Below are 20,059 nucleotides of genomic sequence, written 5' to 3' on the forward strand. Positions count from 1 at the left end.
TGCTATATATAAAGTTTAAAGGAAATAGGTCATGCGGTTATTGGCGGTAATGTTGGCGGCGACACTGGCCGCGTGTAGTAGTGAAACGAACACGGATCAGCAAACAAGCGCAGATGCACAATCTTCAATTGAGGATAGTGCGGCTCAACAGGTTGCCTATGATACCTCGAGCATTAACCCTAATGACTATGTCGATAATTTTACGTTGCTGGACCATAAAGGTCGCTCGCATGAGCTGTATTATTATAGTGATGCGCCAGCGATTGTTCTCATGATTCAGGGAAATGGTTGCCCGATCGTGCGCAATGCATGGTCAGATTATCAAGCTGTGCGCGACCAGTTTTTGGGCCAGGGTGTTCAGTTTTATATGTTGAATGCAAATCGTCAGGATAGCCGCGCCAAGCTTAACGGCGAAGCAGAAGACTTTGGCTATGATATGCCGATCTTGAAAGATGAAACACAGCTTGTTGCCGAAGCGCTCGGTGTTAAGCGAACAGCTGAGGTGTTGGTTATCTCGCCAGATGATTGGAGCATCGTTTACCGCGGGCCTGTTAATGACCGTATTGGATACGGTCAACAGCGCAGTACTGCCGGAGAGAATTATCTTGCAGATGCATTATCAGCAACGCTTGCCGGTGAGGCAGTTGAGAAACGTATTCGTGCCTCAAAAGGCTGTATCGTTAACCTGCCGGAGGCGGCGAAGCGTGCTGAGCATGCACAGATTAGTTATAGTGAAACGATCGCCCCGATGCTTGCTGAAAACTGCGCAAGCTGTCATGAAGAAGGTGGTATTGGCCCCTGGGCTATGACGGACTATAGCATGATCGAAGGTTTTGCGCCGATGATCCGAGAGGTTGTTCGCACAAAACGGATGCCGCCGTGGTCCGCAGACCCTCATATTGGTAAATTCTCTAATGGTCGTGGTTTAACCACTGAAGAAAAACGAACACTAGTGCACTGGATCGAGGCTGGAGCGCCACGCGGTGAAGGCTCTGATCCGCTTGCGGAGCGACAAACTGCGGCAACAGAATGGCCGCTTGGCGAGCCGGATCTGATTATTGAAGCACCAGGTTTCGATGTGCCGCGTTCAGGTGTTGTGGATTACCAGTTTCCGACAGTTCTAAACCCGCTTGATAAAGATGTTTGGGTGCGTGCAGTTACTGTTGTTCCGGGCGACAAAACAGTTGTGCATCATGCGCTTGTGGGGTCATCCGAAGAGGTTACCAAGCCTGGTGAGGGTAACTATGACGATGTTTTTGATAACTATCTGATTGGCTTTGTACCAGGTGCGGAGAGTTATATTTATCCGGAAGGTACGGGTGTTGAAGTGAAGGCTGGCGGCGAGTTTCGCTTCCAGATGCACTATACGCCTTCTGGCCGAGAAACAACGGATCGAACAAAGTTAGGTTTGTATTTCTACAAAGATGCGCCGGATTATAAGCTGCGCCAACAAGTTGCACTTAATCCACGCCTTGGTATTCCAGCGAATGAGGCGTCGCATTATGAGCAAGCATATTTTGAGTTTGATAACCCTGCAACTATCTACATGCTTTTCCCGCATGCACACTTTAGGGGTACAGCCTCACAATTTGATGTGGAATATCCTGATGGCAGGTCTGAAACCATATTGTCTGTGCCGAAGTATGATTTTAACTGGCAGCATACATATAGCCTTGAAGAGCCGCTCGAAGTGCCTGCCGGAGCGCGCCTGATTCACCGTACAGCTTATGATAATACTGGCAGAAACCTAGCCAACCCTGATCCTGATAGAGTTGTGCCGTGGGGCCTGCAGTCAAGTGATGAAATGCTTTATGGTAGCTTTATGTTCCGCTGGACAGAAGAGACGGCTGATAATCCTGTTCATGATCCGTTGCAGTTTGGCGTGCGGCAGTTCTATGGGTTTGCAGACAAAGATATGGACGGTAAGCTGGCTCGGTCCGAGATGAGCGGTGGCCTTGCAAAGTCTTGGGATGCCGGGCGATTAAAGAATGTTGACAGAGACGGTGACGGCGCACTTTCTTTCGCTGAATTTTACGGTATGCGCCGCGCTCAGATGCAACGCCAACAATCGCGTTAAAGCAAACAACATATAGGAGTGCCGACCATGAAATTACCAAACAGATACTGGTTAATGGGAGCGGCGCTCTTTGGTGGCATCAGCGTCAATGTCGCTCAAGCGCAAACCGATTACGGCGAAGGCGACACGATAGGTGCTGCGAATAACCTGAGCGCTGAAGGTGTGCAGGCAGCATCAAAACTTGTAAAAACAGGAAAGACTTATTCTTTGGGCATTGTTACCGGCCCTGATACACCTGCGTGGGGAACCCGCTGGTATAAAATGGGTATTTTTGATTTAGGCCCATATGGCAACAATAAGCTGACAGGGCACGATGATCTTTTGATGACATACCTTGGGATTGGGTCACAAATTGATGGCCTTGGTCATATTGGCGTTGATGGTGTTTTTTATGGTGGTCACACGTCAGCAGATATAAAAACACAAGCAGGCTTAACCAAGCTTGGTACAGAGAATATCCCGCCTATTGTCACGCGCGGTGTACTACTTGATATGGCAAAACACTTTGGCCAATCTGTTCTCAAAGAGGGCACAGTTTTTAATAATAAAGAGATTAAAGCAGCAGCTGAAGCGCAAGGTATTGTAATTAAGCGCGGCGATGTTGTGTTGTTTCATACAGGCTGGCTCAGTATCATGGAAGATGACCCTGAGCGCTTCAAAACTGTAGGTCCAGGTTTGGGTGTTGAAGGTGCGCAGTATTTGGCTGACCTTGGTGTTGTTGCTGTTGGTGCAGACTCGCCGAGCGTGGAAGTTGTTCCTGCCGAAAATGGTTCAATGGCATTTCCGGTTCATGCTGTCCTTATTCCGAAAAACGGTGTTTATATTTTGGAGAACATGAACACCGGGCCGCTTGCAGCGGATGATGCTCACGAGTTTATGTTTGTGCTGGGACAGCCCAAGTTTGAAGGGTCCGTGCAAGCGGTGATTAACCCAATTGCAATCCGTTAATGTAGGGCCATTTCCTACGGCTAGAAGATAACTGGAGCACAACTCTTTGCAGTGTGTGCTCACAGTATCTGTTTGATTAACCAGTTACTTTTTGGGTTCTAACTGAGGATAGTTTACGCCAAGCTGTTCAAGATATGTGTCGTACTTGGATGGATCATAGTAGAACGGCTTAAGTCTGTCTTTGAACTGTGCCATGATGGCTTGATTTTTCTCAATGGCGGGCTTGTCTTCCGGTCCAATAAACGGCTTGTACTCAATATCTTTTGACTGTTCTTCGCGGAAGTAAGTCCAGGCATCTTCAAGCAACTGTGGCTGTGTGATCAAGTCCATCATGGTTGCTGCTAATACCTTCGCTCCAGCGGCTGCACCTTTGTGTGCAATCGGCGTTGCCATGGCCATTGCTGAGGACCAGTGATGGCCAATTGTGCCATTAATGTTGGAGGGGTAGCGAAGTGTTACTGTCGGTACGTTCCATGATACATCACCAATATCATCTGAACCACCGCTGATTGGTTTTTCCGGCGGGCCTTGTAATTCTTCCAGTTCGGTTGGCATGCCTTCTTCTTCAAGGTTTTCTGCTTCCATCAGCTTTTGTACAGCACGCGCATATATCTGGTCGTCTTCGGACCATTCAGGAAGGCCGATAGCTTGAATGTTGCTGTACATGCGCTCAGCGATAACTTTGTTAAAGTGTCGTGGCCACGCGGAGCCAATAATGCGGCGCTTCACTGTGGTGCCTGTCATCATTGCAGCGCCTTCTGCAATCTGTTGCAAAGACGCAAAATTGTCTTGAATATGCTTTGCGGTAATTTCACGAATGAAATACCAAACACTTGCTTTGGAAGGCACGACGTTGGGTTGGTCGCCACCATCAACCACCACATAGTGTGATCGCTGTAATGGCCGCAGATGTTCACGTTTAAAGTTCCATGCGATGTTCATTAATTCGACAGCATCAAGAGCGCTTTTACCGCGCCACGGGTCGCCTGCTGCGTGCGCGGCTATACCATCAAACTGATACTCGACAGACACAAGGCCCGTGCCGCGGTCACCGCCCCATGATGTAGAAAGATTGCGACCCACATGTGTGAACATAACGGCGTCCACATCCTTAAAGCGACCATCACGAGCATAGTATGCTTTGGCCGCGACAAGTTCTTCAGCAATGCCGGGCCAGATCATGATTGTGCCAGGCAGGTTTTCACGTTCCATGATTTCTTTAACAGCGAGCGCGGCGGCAACGGTAACGGCGTGCCCTGAATTGTGTCCTTCGCCGTGTCCCGGTGCTCCTTCTACCATAGGCTGACGGTAGGCAACGCCAGGCATTTGTGAAGATTTTGGAATGCCATCAACGTCGGAGCCCAGCGCGATAACAGGTTTGCCACTACCCCATTTAGCCCACCAACCTGATGGCAGACCTGAAATATCCTGTTCAACGCTGAAGCCTTCTTTTTCTAGAAGGTTGGTCATGTATTTTTGCGTCTCAAACTCCTGAAAACCAAGTTCGGAGAACGAAAACAGGCTATCGATAATTTCTTGAATTTGTTTTTTATGGTTATCAATATTCGCTGCGGCTTGTGCCGACAACCCGGACAATACAGGCGCTGGTTCTTCCGGTTTTTCTTGCGCAGCAACAAACGGTGCTGATGCGCACATTAAAGCAAATGCTGTCGCACGGTATAAACTGGTAGATTTAACTTTCTTCATGATGACCCTCCCCAAGGTTTTGGCAAATCTACTTCAAGTTTTGGTATTGGGGAACCCAATAATAAAACCTTGGGCAGTAGATTATAAAACAGAAGAGGTCTTGGTTATCGGGTTATGTAATGTTATTTTGTTACTAAGTTGGATAGGAAGATAATATGCTGTCGCTGATATTAGGGCTTTTGATTGTTTCGACACCGCTTGATTGTTCGCAGAGTCACGCGGCAAAAAGCATTATTCAAAAAACATATTATAGTGGGCAATTGGCACAAGCGATTGATCAGGCAGAGAGTATTCTTGCGTGCAAAAATACTAATGTTGATCAAAAAGTTGAGCTGCATTTGCAGCTGGCGGCAATTAATGATCGCATCGGACTGCACCAGAATACACGGCCTGTTGCTGCTAGTCTGGATCATATCAATAAAGCCGCTTTATTAAGCAGCATGGCAAATGAGCATTCTCAAGCAGCTGTTTTACTTGCGCGGGCAAAATACTTTTACCGCGCCGAGATGGTAGAACGAAAATTTCCGCAAGCGGAGAGGTATGGTGAGCAGGCCCTTGCAGTATATACAGCGCTTGATAATGTATATGGTCAAGCCGATGCTACCCATGCATTAGGGCTTGTATTTTTTCAACGCCGTGAGCTTGAGAAAGCACGTATCTATTTTGATCGCTCCCTTGAATTAGAAAACCGAAGTGGTAATGCACGAGCTGTTATGCTTGCGGATTATGGGCGGCATGTAGGTTTTATTCATTTGATTTCTGAGCAAGTGGGTGCAGCAGTTCCCTTTTTCGAGCAGTCCTTAATGCACCGTAGAACAGGTGGTTTAACTGACGCGGCTATGTTCGCAGCTATAACACTTGCATCAGCGTATGCGGATCAGGGAAATATACCGAGTGCAAAAGAAACAGTTGCGTTTGCTCTAGATGTGGCAGAGGAAATTAACTCACCAAACGGGTTAGTACGCGTTCTCTTTGTAGAAGCTAAGATTTCCGAAGTGGAAGGAAATAAGGAAGCCGCAATGAAGGCTTATGGTCGTGCGCGGAAAACGGCTATGTCTATTGACCTTGCGGGCTCGGTGGCTCGCGCCGAAGAGGCAATTAAACGCTTGAGTGACAATTAATAGCTTACTTGCAATGCGCGCCCATCCAGCTTGAAACATGTTTCATTAACCCAATGCGGTGGCTTGAAAATGAATGCCCGGCATCAAATGTCACATGCTCGAAATGTGCAGCCTTGGCTTTTTGAGCAGCCTCTGCAATAGGAACCTGTGTTTCCATTGGCAAGACGGTGTCTTGCAGTCCTGAAATTAAGAGTAAAGGCCTACTTTTATAGGCGCCCATGCGCGGTACAAAATCAAAGCGCGCTTTATCTGCTAGAATTTGGCGGACTAGGTCAGCATATGAATAATTTTTAAGGCCAGGTACAAAAGTGTCTGGTAATGCATCCAAATCGGTTATCTGCGCTGCGCGCGGGTAAGAGTTTGCTGGTGCTAGAGCAACAGTACATTGTATCTGCGGGTTCTCGATGCTGGCAACAAGTGCTGTGAAACCACCAAGGCTGTGACCAATCAGGCTAATACGGTTTGGATCAATGCGGTTTTTGCCAGCACGCCCTTCGTCTTCCAAATATTTCACTGCCGCTGCTGCATCCTCAATCAGATGAGTGGCGCTATATTCTCCTTCGCTACCCCATGCGCCACGGTAATGAAAATATAATGTATTGAAGCCTGCGCGCCGCATGGTTTGTGCAAGGTCCAGATTTTTTTCATTGCCGGGAAAACCGTGCAGGAAGACAATAGTGGGATGCGGCCCTGCACCGTTTGCCACATACAGGTGTCCGTTCATCATATAGCCATCGCTCTCAATTTGCAGTTCAACAACATGCGGTGGATTTTCTGGATCAACGACAGGGTCTTGTGTCACGGGGTCATAATCTGCCGCGTGTGCGCTTAATGAGAAAACAATAAATAAGAATGCGATAGAAACTGAAAGTTGATGCACGATAAATCCCCTGCGGTGCATGATTGCTTTCTTGCACACTAACACGGCTTTTTGGCAATCGTCACGTATGTATCATGCATGCACAGGTTCTTCGTTTGATAATACACTCAGAAAGGTTAGTGTAGCGAGTGGGAATAGCCTTTGTGGTGGGGAGCTTGGGATGAAGTGTTTTGCTAAAGTTTTATTCGGCCTGACAGCAATGGCTTTGCTTGCCGCATGCAGCGCCGAACAAACTGTGTCGGATGATCCGGCAAAAAACGTAACGATTTACCGTGATACATACGGTGTACCTCATATTTATGGCAGGACAGACGGTGACGCTGCGTTTGGTATGGCATACGCACAAGCTGAGGATAATTTTGCTCAGCTAGAGCTTAATTTTATTCTGGCATCGGGGCGTTCGGCTGAAGTGTTTGGTGAAGAAGCGGTGTTATCTGATTGGATCGCACGCTCACTAGAGATAGAGAGATTGTCACGCCGGGATTATGAAACGGCGATACCTTCCACGAAAGCATTATTGGATGGTTACGCTGCGGGTCTTAATTATTTTTTGGCACAAAACCCTGATGTGAAGCCGCGGCTTTTCACAAAGTTTGAACCTTGGTATCCGCTCGCTCTTATTCGCCGTATGTATTATATGGGTGGTTTTCTGGGGCGCCTTGATTTCACAAACGAAGAGCGCCGCGCTGCTTTTGAAGCCATTAACGGGTCAGCGTTGACTACTGTTCAAACTCAAATACCACAAACTGATACAGAACTTGCTAATGCTTTTGGTTCAAATTCCTGGGCGGCGAATGGCCCCAAGATTGAGGGCACAGGTTCTTATCTATTCATCAATCCTCACTTGCCGTCTTTTGGTATGGGGCAGGTTTATGAAGCGCATGTTATTTCCGATGAAGGTTGGAATTTCACGGGCTATAGCAGGTTTGGTTTTCCGCTCCCTTATGTTGGGTTTGGTGAAAATCTGGGGTGGGCCAGTACGGATAATAACGGTGACCAGGAAGACGCGTGGATTGAGCATTTTGGCGAAAGTGAAAATCCGCTTGCCTATCGCTATGATGGCGATTTCCGGATAGCCAGCGAGTGGAGCGATGAAATTAAGGTGCGGGATGCTGCACCGGTACCTGTAAAGTTTCGTAAAACACACCACGGCCCTGTGCTTGCTATGCGGGACGGTCAATTGTTATCAGCACGATTTGCAACATTTGATGAACCGGGCTGGCTGGATCAGTGGCACGCTATGTCACGTGCGCAAAACTTTGATGAATTTAAAGCCGCGGTGACACCACTTAAAATGCAATTTGGCAACTATATGTACGCGGATCGGGACGGCCATATTTACTATGTTTATAATGGCGCCTTTCCTAAAAAAGATGCGTCATTTGATTGGAACAATCCTGTCGATGGCAGCAACCCTGCGACCGAATGGCAGGGGTATCATTCGCTTGAGGAAATACCACAAGTGTTAGACGCCGTGTCGCATTTTGTGCAAAACACAAACACCACCCCGTTTATGACCAGCATGAGTGCAAGCGACCCTAGAGAGGAAGGTTTTCCGCCCTATATGGTGCGTGAAAGCGACAACGCACGCAGCCGCAATGCACGGCGTATCTTGCAGGGTATTGAGCGGTTTGATTTTGCAACATGGGAGCGAGAAAGCTTCGACACGACCATGATGTCGTGGCAGCCTCACAAACTTGTCCTGCTTGGTGCTTACGAGGCCGTTAACTTCACTGACCATGCGCGCGGCGAAGCATTGGCGCCAATCATTGATGTTTTGGTCGGCTGGGACGGTGTAGCTCGCATGGATGAAAATGCACCCACACTCTATGTGGACTGGTACGAGGAGTGTCGTAAGCGAGGATTATTATCCGAGCAACAACCAGAAGAAATAATTACCGCACTGGAGACAGTGGTTGCCCGATTGCAGTCTGACTGGGGTGATTGGCGTGTGTCATGGGGTGATATTAATCGTGCTCAAAGACCAGCTGTTGACAGCAAGGGTGTACCGCAGTTTTGTGATGATTGCGAAAGCCTTGCAACACCAGGTGTGCCGCATTGGTCCGGCGGCAGTCTTATTAGCGGTAATACGCGTTTACCTGACCTGAAGAAGCGTTACAAACGTGGTGGTAATTCCTACACGGCAATTATTGATTTTCCGCGTGATCGCAGTAAGAGAATTGTTTCACGGTCCGTGCATGTATTCGGCGCAAGTGTTGATGCAAATTCACAGCACCACATGGATCAGGCCGCTCTTCTCGCGCAGAAGCAATATAAACCAGCATGGCTATACCTGGATGATGTGAAAAAGCATGCAGTGCGTGCGTACCATCCAGGTGAAGAATAAGTGCCTAACAAATGTATTCTGGAGAGTGTTTGTATGTTGGGAATTTCGGCATAATTTATGAGGCATAAGGTAGCCAACGATATACACCGTTGGCCTAGATAAGGATAAGCAGCAATGAATGTATCATTTGACTATAACGGTAAAAATGTCCTGATTTTTGGTGGCACGAGTGGCATTAATTTGGGTATCGCGGAAGCATATGCGGCGTGCGGCGCCATTGTTGGTGTTGTTGGCCGGAACGCTGAAAAAGCCGAAGTTGCGCGGGAGGCCATCGCTGCACACGGCGGTAAGGCATTTTGTTATACGGCTGATGTGCGCGACTTTGAGGCTGTAACAGAAGTGTATAAAGCTTTTGTCCGTGATGCTGATAAAATTGACATTCTTGTGTCTGGCGCTGCCGGTAATTTTCCTGCACCGGCCTTGGGCATGAGCCCGAACGGATTTAAGTCTGTTGTTGAAATTGATCTGCTTGGCACTTTCCATGTTCTGCGTGCAGGATTTGAATATCTAAATGTACCCGGCGCCAGTGTAATGAATATTTCAGCGCCTCAAGCCATGATTGCTATGCCATTGCAGTCGCATGTGTGTGCAGCTAAAGCAGGTGTTGATATGATCACGCGTACACTTGCAATAGAGTGGGGTCCAATGGGTGTTCGTGTTAACTCTGTTATCCCGGGGCCAATTGATGGCACAGAAGGTATGGCCCGTCTCGCTCCAACCCAGAAGATGCGCGATGCCGTTGAGAAAGCAGTGCCTCTGCAACGTATGGGCCTGCCATCAGATGTGGCCGATGTGTGTCTGTTCCTTGGCTCTGACGCTGCGCGGTATGTAACCGGTGTTATTCTGCCTGCGGATGGCGGCGCTGTTGCAGCGGGGTCGGCTGGCATGGGTATGTCTTCTATGGGGCATTAAGTTTCATGCTTTCGGTACCTTTTAGCGTGTCCTGACAAAAGTATTCCATTTTTCGGGACACATTTTTACAGGATCAGGGCGACCTTTCTGTTGTAGATTGTCTTTATGTGCATAGGCTTGAAAACCTTATTGAAACACATGATGTTCATGGAGCATGGTTCACGTGACGGATAAGGAACGTTCCCTTGAAAACTGCGATGATGCTTCTGCATTAAACGACGAAGGTGTGCCGCTGAAAAAGTCGGAGACCATCGAAATCAGGTTGCCACATAAAGACAAGCAGGCCTTTGTTCTGGCATGTAAGGCAGAGGGTAAGACAGTAAGTGCAGTCTTGCGGGGCGCCATTAATCTGCATCTTCAACATGGACATTTTGTGTTTCCACAATCCAGCAATGCCAATAGGCGTGCTGATATGAAAGGAAGCCTAAAAATGATACTGACAGGATTTTTCGCAGGCGGGTTAACTGTTGCAGCCGCCTTTACAGTTTTTGATGAAGCAGAAAGAGATTATGGGCCCTTCGTGAGTGCCTATTTTGCAAAGATTGATCAGGATGGTAACGGAGAAATTTCGTTGCCCGAATACATTGGTAATGTGGGTAAGGCATCCAGCGCTAGTCAGATATTACCGCAAGCAAGCGTTGGCAATTATTATTTACATAACGCTGAATTTAAAACGAATAATATGCCACTGCTTGAGAGTGACGCAGTTATTATGAGCTCTGAAAAGGCTTTCACAGTCCAGAGTTTTGACACAGTATGTCAAAGCGCAATTAATGATATTGCGATCGCACAGCATACGTATGAGCATGCGTTATTGGACTTAGATAATAATCAAGCGTTGTCGATGGAAGAATTTAGTCAATCGCAACTACTCCCAGATATTCTGCGGATTACCGCGGAGCATAACCTCTTTGATATTGATGGTAATGGAGATGTTAGTTTTGAAGAATTCAATTCTGCATTTAGCGGTAACGCAGAAGTATTCTTTGTAGAAAATTATAGCTTCCAGCAAACTGTAAAATTACCACCTGAGTGTCATAAGGCGCTTGGTGAAGGGGCGAGACTCTCTCTATGGAATAGTTATGATCTGAATTATGGCGCGCGTAGACAGAAAAAACATATAGAAGAACTGTTTGATAGCATCGACCTTAACGATGATAAACGCATTGTTCTTCAGGAATTCATCAATCGAATTTTATCGAAAATATAGAGCGGATAATTCAGGTAACATCGCTCCACTCAAGTGTAGGCCTGAGTGGCTTTTGAATGGACGCAACTTGTTTACGCATAGCTTGCGGGTACTTTGAAGAAGAATGAGGGTGTTTTGTAGCTTTCGCGAAGCGGTACCTTGGCCTCATTTTTTGCCTGAGCGTGCCTTCAGCAAGGGTATGTCTTCTATGGGGCATTAAACGCGTTAATTTATTAATGCCTTAGACCAGAAACTTTATGCTTGTATAATCTGCCCGAGCACAACAAGGCACTCGGACAGTGGGAGGAGTTGGAAGCTCAGCGAAGCTTCCAACCCATAGTATTCAGCTTAGAAGTTAGTGCGCAGGATCAATCCAAATGTACGCGGCTGATTGGTGCGGAAACCAAGACGTGCTCGTCCGCCGCGTTCGCGGTCAAACGACAGGTTTGCATTTTCATCTGTCACGTTATTGACGTAAGCAACAACTTCCCAGTTATCGCGGTAGATACCGGCACTGAGATTAAGTGTCTGATACGCATCAAGTTCAAGGTCAGCACTGGTCACATCAGTACCTGGTGCGCCGCCGAATGCCAGACCGGAAACAAAGTCACCCGCGCCAGCAGTTTGGTCACTGGGTTGCGTGAACCGGCTGCCTACATGCTGGATGTTACCGGCAATATAAGCTTCGACGCCGTTGCCAATAAACTCGACAGGAAAGCTGTAGCTACCTGTTGCAGCAATCTGGAATTGCGGCACAGTTGGTAGTCTGTTGCCATCTTCTACACCACCAAGTACAGCGCCTGTACTGTCGAGAACAGTGGTGTCAAACTCAGCTTCAATCACACTACCTGCGATGGAAAGGTCTAACCCTTTTGTTGGTTTGGCCTTCAATTCAAACTCGACGCCTAGCGTATGTGCTTCAGGCACATTGAATGAAATCCGTGATGAACATGAACCAGCATCCAGTGTTACCTGCAGATCAGAGATGTCAGTGTAGAATGCAGCAGCATTGAATTGCACCTTGCCTGTATTAACCTTGATACCTGCTTCATAGTTGACAAGCGTTTCGTCATCATAGTCCTGGAAACCACCAAAGATCGCCAGATCATTAGCATTACAGAGCGCTGTGTTAAGCGGGTCGTTTACACCGCCAAGCCTGAAGCCTTTGGATACTTGCGCATTGATGGACACTTCTTCGCTAACGTCGTAACGAGCTAGAATGCGCGGCGTGAAGCCATCCGACGCTGTTTCATCCACTTGATTTACAACACCGTTACCAAAGAGACCAACCTGTGTCACTGACCGTGTTTCGCTGTAATCATAATAGCGACCGCCGGCGGTAATTTGCAGCCTGTCTGTCAGGTCATACGTAAGCTCTGCGAACGCTGCATACTGCTCTAGGCTGTATGGTAGTTCCGAGAAGAACGGCGAATCTGTCGGTCCAACACCCAACGCCACAGCTTCTGATGTGCCTGCACCAAGAACAGCGTCAGTCACAGCGTCATAACCGGGTGTAGGCAGTGTTTGCTGATAAAAGCGATCTGTATCAGAATAAAAACCACCCACTAACCACTGGAATGGGCCATCACCATTGGAAGAAAAACGAACTTCCTGTGTGAACTGCTCAACTTCGGTTACGTCGCGCAGGTTTGACGGGATCAGTACTGCACTGTCAGGGTAGCCCAAATCAATCGATACACTGCCTGTCAGGGCACTAGCGTCGCGGCTGACCAGAATTTCGCGGTCTGTGTAACTGGAAACAGCCGTTAAGTCGAAGCCATCAAAGCTTGATTCAATTGTTAAATCAGCAATCAGCGTTTCATCTTCAAAGCCTTCACGTAACTGCAGGAATTGCTGGCGTTCTTCGAAGGTAACAGCCGGGCGTGTTGTCGTGAATGGATTGGCGAAAACATTGAATATCTCCTGACGGTTAAAACCATCAGTTTCAATTTCCTGATAAATCAGGCGCGGTGTGATGGTAAGGCTTTCAGATGGTTTGAAAGCAAGGGCTATACGCCCACCTGTGCGCGTGCCAGTGTTTACGTTTTCGTCAATGGAACCGCCCTCACGGATGGCATCAATAAACCCGCCGTATTCTGTGTGGTAGGCAACGACACGCAGTGCCGCAACGTCTTCAGCCAGCACAAAGTTGGCCGCGGCTTTTACATTGCCGCCAACACTGCCACCGTCGATGGCGTTTAGTTCACCTTGCACGGAGCCTTCGAAGCCTTCAAAGTTTGGTGCGTTCGTGATGTAGCGAATGGTGCCGCCAATTGAACCAGAACCAAACAATGTACCTTGCGGGCCGCGTAGTGTTTCAACCCTGTTAAGGTCAAAAAGGTCAAGGTCTGGTGTAAACAGTGAGAGTGAAATCACTGACTCGTCAAGATATACACCCACCTGTTCTTTTACACCCGGTTGGTCGCGCACAATCTGGCCTGCAGATACGCCGCGGATAGACACCTGACTTTGTCCTGGGCCTAAGTTTTGTATGGTTAATCCGGCAACATTGCGTGAAAGGTCTTCCAAGTTGTTTGCACCAGAGCGCTGGATATCAAGTTGGCTTTGTGCATTGATTGAGAAAGCAACATCTTGAATAGATGATGCGCGTTTTGTTGCTGTTACAACAATTTCTTCCAAACTGTCGCTGTCGCTATTTTGTGCTTGCACTGTCGTGGCGCCGGATGCGCCAAAAACAAGTGCTGAAATACCGGCTAATAACGACCGTTTTGTTTTGCTTGTAGACACGGAGTCCTCCCGAGCTTGCTTTTGTTTCTGTTCCAAACGCGTAATAGTCACGATACCGCGTTCAGTTAGGCCGCCGGAAAACAAGGTGTCGCGCAGCATAATATCTAGCGCTTCCTGGAGAGTATACCGACCAGAGACGGGTTTAATGCCTTTGGTGCTTGCCAATTCGTAAGGGTATAAAAGCTGTACACCGGCTTGCAGTGTAAATGCAGTTAATGCAGCGCCCAGTGTTTCTTCGGAGATGTTGAAATCATATTTTTCCGTATGGATATCGGCTTTAACGATATCTACACGGCACAACATTAATAGTATTAATACTAAATGCAGCGCCAAACGCCTCCCCAGACGCAGTCCTCCCTTATGTTTTGACTCGGTGATTAGTATGCTCCCCATGTTTTTTCACCGGCCTTACCTGTAAGACAGGTGGGCAGTGAAAATCCTCAGTACATTTATCAACTTTCTATAAAGGCCAGCACAGAGAATAAGGAAACAAGTGTGTCCCTTGGATTGTTTTAAGCGCGGTATCGTTGCATTCACACAACAAACCAGTGCACCTTGATGCCTGAAAATAGTCTTGGGAATTGATTGGTAGGTTATTGCGCCAGTGACAGACGAACGAGAGATTCATTAATGCGGTCAACGCGTACACCAAATGATGCTTCCAGAGAATCGAGCATACCTTCAACCTCTCCTACCTTGAAGTAGCCGCCAATTGGCAGTGCCTCGAGGGCCGTGTCATCAATTTCAATGGTAATATCTGTGTAACGACTGACGTCTGCCACAACAGTTGAAAGTGGTTCGCCTGCGAAAGCGATAAACCCTTCACGCCACAAGAGCTTTCTATCTAGTACGTCAGCACTGATGCGTGACAGACTTTCCACTTCTTCTCCGAACACAGCACTTTGTCCTGCGGTCAGGGCAGCCAGGGGTATCAGCTCATCCAGAGACGCAATGTCGATTTCAATTTCATCGCTGTCATTAGATTGAGGTATGAGTGCAACAACACCTTCGGTTACGGTTACCTCCACAGCCTCAGTGTGCAAAAACACTGTAAACGCTGTGCCAACAGCTTTAACGATTCTGCCACGCGCGCGAACTAGAAAGGGCCTTTCGGGATCATGGGCGACTTCAAAGTGAGCCTCACCTTTCATCAGGTTTATTTCACGTTTGCTGTCGGATAGGGCGACAGTGACTTCACTATTGGTGTTCAGAAAAATTGTCGAACCGTCTGATAGAAGCAGCGTTTTTTGGCCGCCAATTTTGGTAGCGAACTGACCATTGGAGAGTAAGTCTTGCCTGGTTTCTTGCGGGCCGAAGCTTGTCCAAACTGCAAGTGTCAATGATGCTGCGACAGCCAAGCCTATCCACCATGGCCTTCTTCTCGTTGCTGGTGAGTGGCCATCTTGGCTGGCATCGTTGTCGATATAATTGACATCATCCAATATGTTGAGGCCGCCCCATAACGCGGCCATGCGCTCAAGGGCTTCTCTATGATGATTGCTGGTTGCCACCCAATCCTTTAGGGCATGTTCTTCTGATTCAGACAGTTCTCCGCGAGCGTCAATGCGCGCTATCCATAGCGCAGCCTCTTCCTCAATTGTCTTGAGGTCGGGAAACAACACTATTTTCTCAGAATCACTCATCGTTTGCTCTTAACAGATTTGAAATCGCTGTGTTAGCGTCGTTTCCAGTTTTTTTGATACGACCACCAAACTCGGCTGGATCATACCCGCGTTCTCTGAAAAATTGACTACACTGAACTAAACCGCCAGCAATATGTTTTTCCACACCACTAACAGACATGTCCAAGTGTCTTGCGATTTCCTTTACTTTCAATCCTTCTATTTTTCTTAGTATCAATACTTTACGACAGTTTGGCGAAAGCTGCGCAACAGCCTGTGAGAAAACGAACAGTTTTCTCCGACCATCTAACTGGTCTTCTGCACTAAGCTGCTCACTATCTATTAAGACATGTGAGTTTTGCGAATCCTCAAAATATTCTGTTGTTGTGTTAGTTTTTTTCGCTAACTCATTCAACGCAGTATTTTTTGCGACCCGAAAAAGAAATGATTTGGGGTTCTGGATTTCTGATTTTGTTGAGGCTGCAAAAGTCTTGAGAAAAGTTTCCTGGACGGCATCTTCTATATCTTGTTGCTTCGAAAAAAAACGCCTTAGATATTTCTTCAACGCAACTTCATTTCGCAAGAAATTTTCCAGCAGGTCAGCCATTTATCGCTTTCTGAAGCAACCCCGGTTGCACGTAGAGTTATAATTATGAGTGCACACTAGCTATTTGAGCACTCATAATCAATCTCGGGGTTGCTGGCGGCGAACTGATCGTGCCTGCTTTATCCTTTTGGTGGGCTTGGGATAAGGGTCGGCGTGTTCTCTTTGTATGCTTGATACGCAGGGTCATTGCCCCATTCTTTGTCTGCGCGGTCTTCAAGCATGGGTATGCCGCTTATGCGAGTTAAAAGAACCGTTACAAACACCGGTGAAATCAGCGTTACCCATTGCCAACCGGATAATACAGGAACAGCGATAATCGCGATGCCGAGCCAAAGTGTGATTTCACCGAAGTAATTGGGATGGCGTGACCAGGCCCACAAACCGGTAGAGATAAATTTACCCTTATTGGCGGGATCACTTTTGAATGCTTTCTTTTGTTGATCAGAAATGGCTTCAAACGCGAAGCCAATCACCCAAACAGCGAGGCCTGTGTATGCGAACATGTCCAGAGGAACACGGTTTGCAGATGTGATGACCGCGAGGGCGCATGCAGCCGTTAGCACGACCCAGAGACCTTGGAGTGTCCAGGCGACGAGGAAGCGAAGAGGATTTATCTTGATCTTGTCAAATCGGCTGTCTTTACCGTCGCGTATTATGCGTGCGAACAAGAAACTTCCTAGACGCAAGGCCCATACAACTACCAATATTGCAACGATTTTACCGCGTAAATCTAACCCGGGTGACATAAAGACTGCATAGCTTGTGACGCTGAGATAAGTGATGGACCCAGTCAAGTCATAGTATTTTTCTGTCTTGAAAATATTAGCAGGAATATAGACCGCCCAGTTAATGAGAAATGCCAGAACGCCGCATGCGAAAAACAGGGATGTTGCACCCAGCATCGTGCCGCCTTGGCCACCAGCCCAAGCGACAGCAAGGCCGATAAGTGTGCTGATAATTATTGTAATAATTGTCTTCATTGGTTGGTCCTCCCCTGTTGGTTAACCACTATACGGATAAAACACTGTTTAGGATTGCACTATGTGCGCTTTAGCGCTCAACTATAAATGAGCAATTGGTGGTTCCGGATCCGCCAACATTGTATGTGGCTACCGTTTTTGCTCCCGCTACCTGATATTCACCAGCAGTATGAGTGACTTGTTTAAAGGCATCAAGCATCATGCGAACTCCTGTAGCGCCTACCGGATGCCCGAGGCCGATTAAACCCCCAGACGGGTTAATTGGAAGCGCGCCTTTTGGACCAATTCGGCCTTCTTCGATTGCTTTCCACGACTCGCCGGGTGCGGTTAGGCCAAAATGGTCAATCGCCATATATTCGGTAACAGAAAAGCAGTCGTGTGTTTCAATAGCATCCAGCTGCTCTGGGCCAGAAATACCGGCACGCGCATAGGCGTCAGTAATGGCCTTGCGGGTCCAGGGCAAGATGTAATCCGCTCCTGCGCTATCATCCAGCTTACGCTGCATCAACATTGGTGCTGTTGTGTGTCCCCAACCACGAATGCGTGCAAGGCTTTCCAACGGAATACCACGTTCATCAGCATACTGTTTGGCACGCTCAGGGCTTGCAAGGAAGATAACCGCAGCCCCGTCGGAGATTTGACTGCAATCCTGACGTCGCATCCAGCCTTCAATTACCGGATTGGCGCCATCATGTGCCGTAAAGCTCTCGTCCGTGAAATTCCATTCCCTTGCCTGTGCGTTTGGATTACGGCGTGCGTTAGCAAAGTTGATGCGAGAGATTTCCGCAAGGTGGTCGTATTTCAGGCCGTAGCGGCGGTCATATTCTTCTGCCAGATTGGAAAACATGGCGGGCCAGATGTATGTGGCTTCCTCACCTTCTTCACCAACCCAAATGGCGGCACCTAGATTGTCCGCAGCCTGTTGACCGGTGACATTGCGCATTAGCTCAACACCTGCCACACAAGCCAAGTCATAGCGGCCACTTTCAATGTCACTCATGGCGGCTAAAATTGCCAGAGAGCCTGATGCGCACGCCCCTTCATGGCGCGAGGCGGGCATGCCTGCAAGGTCGGGGTGTACGTGGCCGAAAAAGCCGCCCAGCATACCCTGTCCTGCAAACAGTTCAGCAACGAAGTTGCCAACATGCCCGACTTGAATATCCTTGGCGTCTAGTTTGGTTTTCTCCAGCGCTCCAAGAAGTGCGGACGAGAAAACATCAAAAATAGTTTTGTTTTGCCGCGACCAATTCAAAGAGAAATCAGTTTGATGACCACCAAGGATATAAACGTCGCTCATGGTTTTTCTTTCTTTGACCACTATGCTGCGGTTGCTGTGATTATTCCGCAGCTTTCAGTTGATCAAGCTCAGCGCCAGCACTCATCACCAGCTCATCTGCGTTTGCCCAAACGGCATGTGTGCCACTGCAAATACGGTGGGGCAAAATGATCTGACAAACAGGGCCTGCTTCAATATTCTTGGCATCAAGAATAACACATTCTGATCTGTTCAGGTTCATGTCTGTTATGAAGCTGATGATATAGCCATCGTCTTCATCTACCGTACCGATGCGTGGTATGAACGGCGCTTCGGAACCAAAGCGGTTTTCGCCGAAATTGTATCGTTGTGCCTCTCCGGTTTCGAGGTCATGTTTAATCAGCCCGGTAAACAGGAACCACCCATCTTCGCCGACAACACTGTATATATAGCGGTGTTTTTCGCCAGCGATCTGTTGGTTCATCGTGCCAAATTCTACGATCTCATCGTCGTATAACTTTTCTTCTACAGTCTCACCTGTTGCGAGATTGAAGCGCCAGCGATGCAAGTGGGTATCCAGTGAATGTAAATCTACATTAGAGCCGAGCATCTGGTATTTTTCCGGCATGCTCTGCAGTGGATCAGGACGTGGATTGTTTTGGAAGTACCCATCCATAACCACTTCGTCGCCTTCTTCATAGGCATTCACGAAATGCAGCACGTAGGTTGACGAAGCTTCAAACCATTTGATGTCTGTTGGGTTGCCGTAACGCGGCAAGACCGCAAAGCGTGCTGGCATGGTTTCATCGTATACGGGAATGTATAGCTTTTGCTTGATTGCTTCTTCTAACCAGAATTGCGGAAAATCATTCAGGATCGAATAATTCTTCGAGAAACACATGTCATGCGGCAAGCGTGGCCCGGGTAGTTCAACCGGAATGTAATGTTGCAGCTTGTTATCCGCATCAACCACACCGTAATGCATAAATGGTGTGTGTGTGGAATAGTTGAAGAACATCATCTCACCTGTGTTCACATCCACTTTTGGGTGGGCGGAAATACCGTCAATGGGTGTCCAGGTTTGAATGCCAAGGGTTTCAAGTGATTTTGGGTCAAGGCGGTAACCTTCGCCGCACTGCCAGAATGTGGAAAGAATTTCTCCGGCATGAACAACAACGTCCGTGGACGAACTATCTTTCACGTGACCGTGCGCGCCCCAACCATTGCGTTTTGACTTGTTTGGGTTGCCCATACAACCAATCCATAATGGGCCACCTGCTTCCGCCTCCGCTTCAAAACCACGCGTGCGAATGAAGCGGTTTTTATATTCTGCCTTGCCACCTGATATTTTCATCATATGCAGCATGCCATCACCGTCAAACGGGTGATACCGGCCAATGCTGTCATGCACCGGGTTTTCCGTGTTGCGGACATAAATGCCATCAATGTCGTCGGGGATAGTACCAATAATTTCCATATCATCAGCATCATACTCTTCGAAGTTTGGTGTCCATGCGCCGTTTAAATACGGATGATCAGATGGTGAGAGCGTTGCTTTCACTTTGTTCACAAGCTTTGGCATTATTTATCCCAGTTTATTATAAGGCTATTTGGTATGGTTATAATAGTTACTGTGATATGAGACTATTTTGATGAAAAGTCAATA

General features: G+C 47.8%; 14 protein-coding genes. 6 read left to right on the forward strand and 8 right to left on the reverse strand.

The genetic code is table 11. The features are described from left to right. Positions 1–31 precede the first annotated feature (31 nt). Both OEU88_RS02645 and OEU88_RS02650 read left to right on the forward strand, forming a co-directional pair. Positions 32–2,077 (forward strand): redoxin domain-containing protein, encoded by a 2,046-nt coding sequence (locus tag OEU88_RS02645; RefSeq protein ID WP_262693547.1) that lies wholly within the window; start codon positions 32–34, stop codon positions 2,075–2,077. Positions 2,078–2,104: 27 nt separating this feature from the next. Continuing rightward, positions 2,105–3,025 (forward strand): cyclase family protein, encoded by a 921-nt coding sequence (locus OEU88_RS02650; RefSeq protein ID WP_262693548.1) that lies wholly within the window; start codon positions 2,105–2,107, stop codon positions 3,023–3,025. An 84-nt stretch (positions 3,026–3,109) separates the two neighbouring features. On the opposite strand, the gene OEU88_RS02655 is transcribed toward OEU88_RS02650, so the two are convergent. Continuing rightward, positions 3,110–4,732 (reverse strand): amidohydrolase, encoded by a 1,623-nt coding sequence (locus tag OEU88_RS02655; RefSeq protein ID WP_262693549.1) that lies wholly within the window; start codon positions 4,730–4,732, stop codon positions 3,110–3,112. A 155-nt stretch (positions 4,733–4,887) separates the two neighbouring features. Here OEU88_RS02655 and OEU88_RS02660 point away from each other — a divergent pair, with 155 nt between their 5' ends. Then, on the forward strand, positions 4,888–5,853 hold the full coding sequence (locus OEU88_RS02660) for a tetratricopeptide repeat protein (RefSeq protein WP_262693550.1): 966 nt from the start codon (positions 4,888–4,890) through the stop codon (positions 5,851–5,853). A 4-nt stretch (positions 5,854–5,857) separates the two neighbouring features. Here the strand turns inward: OEU88_RS02660 and OEU88_RS02665 are convergent, their stop codons facing one another. Continuing rightward, the gene (locus tag OEU88_RS02665) at positions 5,858–6,733 is read right to left on the reverse strand and encodes an alpha/beta hydrolase (protein WP_262693551.1); all 876 of its coding nucleotides are present in this window, start codon (positions 6,731–6,733) and stop codon (positions 5,858–5,860) included. Between the two features lie 160 nt (positions 6,734–6,893). Here OEU88_RS02665 and OEU88_RS02670 point away from each other — a divergent pair, with 160 nt between their 5' ends. The 3 genes from OEU88_RS02670 to OEU88_RS02680 all read left to right on the forward strand — a co-directional run bounded on the left by OEU88_RS02670 (position 6,894) and on the right by OEU88_RS02680 (position 11,202). Next, complete coding sequence (locus OEU88_RS02670) at positions 6,894–9,080, forward strand: penicillin acylase family protein (RefSeq protein WP_262693552.1); 2,187 nt, start codon at positions 6,894–6,896, stop codon at positions 9,078–9,080. Between the two features lie 114 nt (positions 9,081–9,194). Beyond that, positions 9,195–9,992 carry an SDR family oxidoreductase gene (locus OEU88_RS02675; RefSeq protein ID WP_262693553.1) on the forward strand — a complete coding sequence of 266 codons (798 nt, stop codon included), beginning with the start codon at positions 9,195–9,197 and terminating at the stop codon, positions 9,990–9,992. A 163-nt stretch (positions 9,993–10,155) separates the two neighbouring features. Beyond that, positions 10,156–11,202, forward strand: a complete 1,047-nt coding sequence (locus tag OEU88_RS02680) for an EF-hand domain-containing protein (protein WP_262693554.1) — start codon at positions 10,156–10,158, stop codon at positions 11,200–11,202. Positions 11,203–11,529: 327 nt separating this feature from the next. On the opposite strand, the gene OEU88_RS02685 is transcribed toward OEU88_RS02680, so the two are convergent. The 6 genes from OEU88_RS02685 to OEU88_RS02710 all read right to left on the reverse strand — a co-directional run bounded on the left by OEU88_RS02685 (position 11,530) and on the right by OEU88_RS02710 (position 19,975). Beyond that, positions 11,530–14,262 carry a TonB-dependent receptor gene (locus tag OEU88_RS02685; RefSeq protein WP_262693555.1) on the reverse strand — a complete coding sequence of 911 codons (2,733 nt, stop codon included), beginning with the start codon at positions 14,260–14,262 and terminating at the stop codon, positions 11,530–11,532. A gap of 260 nt (positions 14,263–14,522) precedes the next feature. Beyond that, entirely contained in the window at positions 14,523–15,572 is a 1,050-nt protein-coding gene (locus tag OEU88_RS02690; RefSeq protein ID WP_262693556.1) for a FecR family protein, read from the reverse strand. Further along, positions 15,565–16,158: an RNA polymerase sigma factor gene (locus OEU88_RS02695; protein WP_262693557.1), complete on the reverse strand. Its 594-nt coding sequence runs from the start codon at positions 16,156–16,158 to the stop codon at positions 15,565–15,567. The genes OEU88_RS02690 and OEU88_RS02695 overlap by 8 nt, the downstream gene beginning before the upstream one ends. A 119-nt stretch (positions 16,159–16,277) precedes the next feature. Beyond that, positions 16,278–17,138, reverse strand: coding sequence for a DUF1295 domain-containing protein (locus tag OEU88_RS02700; RefSeq protein ID WP_262693558.1), 861 nt, complete (start codon positions 17,136–17,138; stop codon positions 16,278–16,280). Between the two features lie 70 nt (positions 17,139–17,208). Further along, a complete protein-coding gene (locus tag OEU88_RS02705; protein ID WP_262693559.1) occupies positions 17,209–18,435 on the reverse strand; it encodes an acetyl-CoA acetyltransferase in 1,227 nt (408 codons plus the stop codon). 40 nt (positions 18,436–18,475) lie between these two features. Then, complete coding sequence (locus OEU88_RS02710) at positions 18,476–19,975, reverse strand: carotenoid oxygenase family protein (RefSeq protein WP_262693560.1); 1,500 nt, start codon at positions 19,973–19,975, stop codon at positions 18,476–18,478. Positions 19,976–20,059 lie beyond the last annotated feature (84 nt).

This window comes from Kordiimonas aquimaris (assembly GCF_025574485.1).
Taxonomy (GTDB): Bacteria; Pseudomonadota; Alphaproteobacteria; order Sphingomonadales; family Kordiimonadaceae; genus Kordiimonas; species Kordiimonas aquimaris.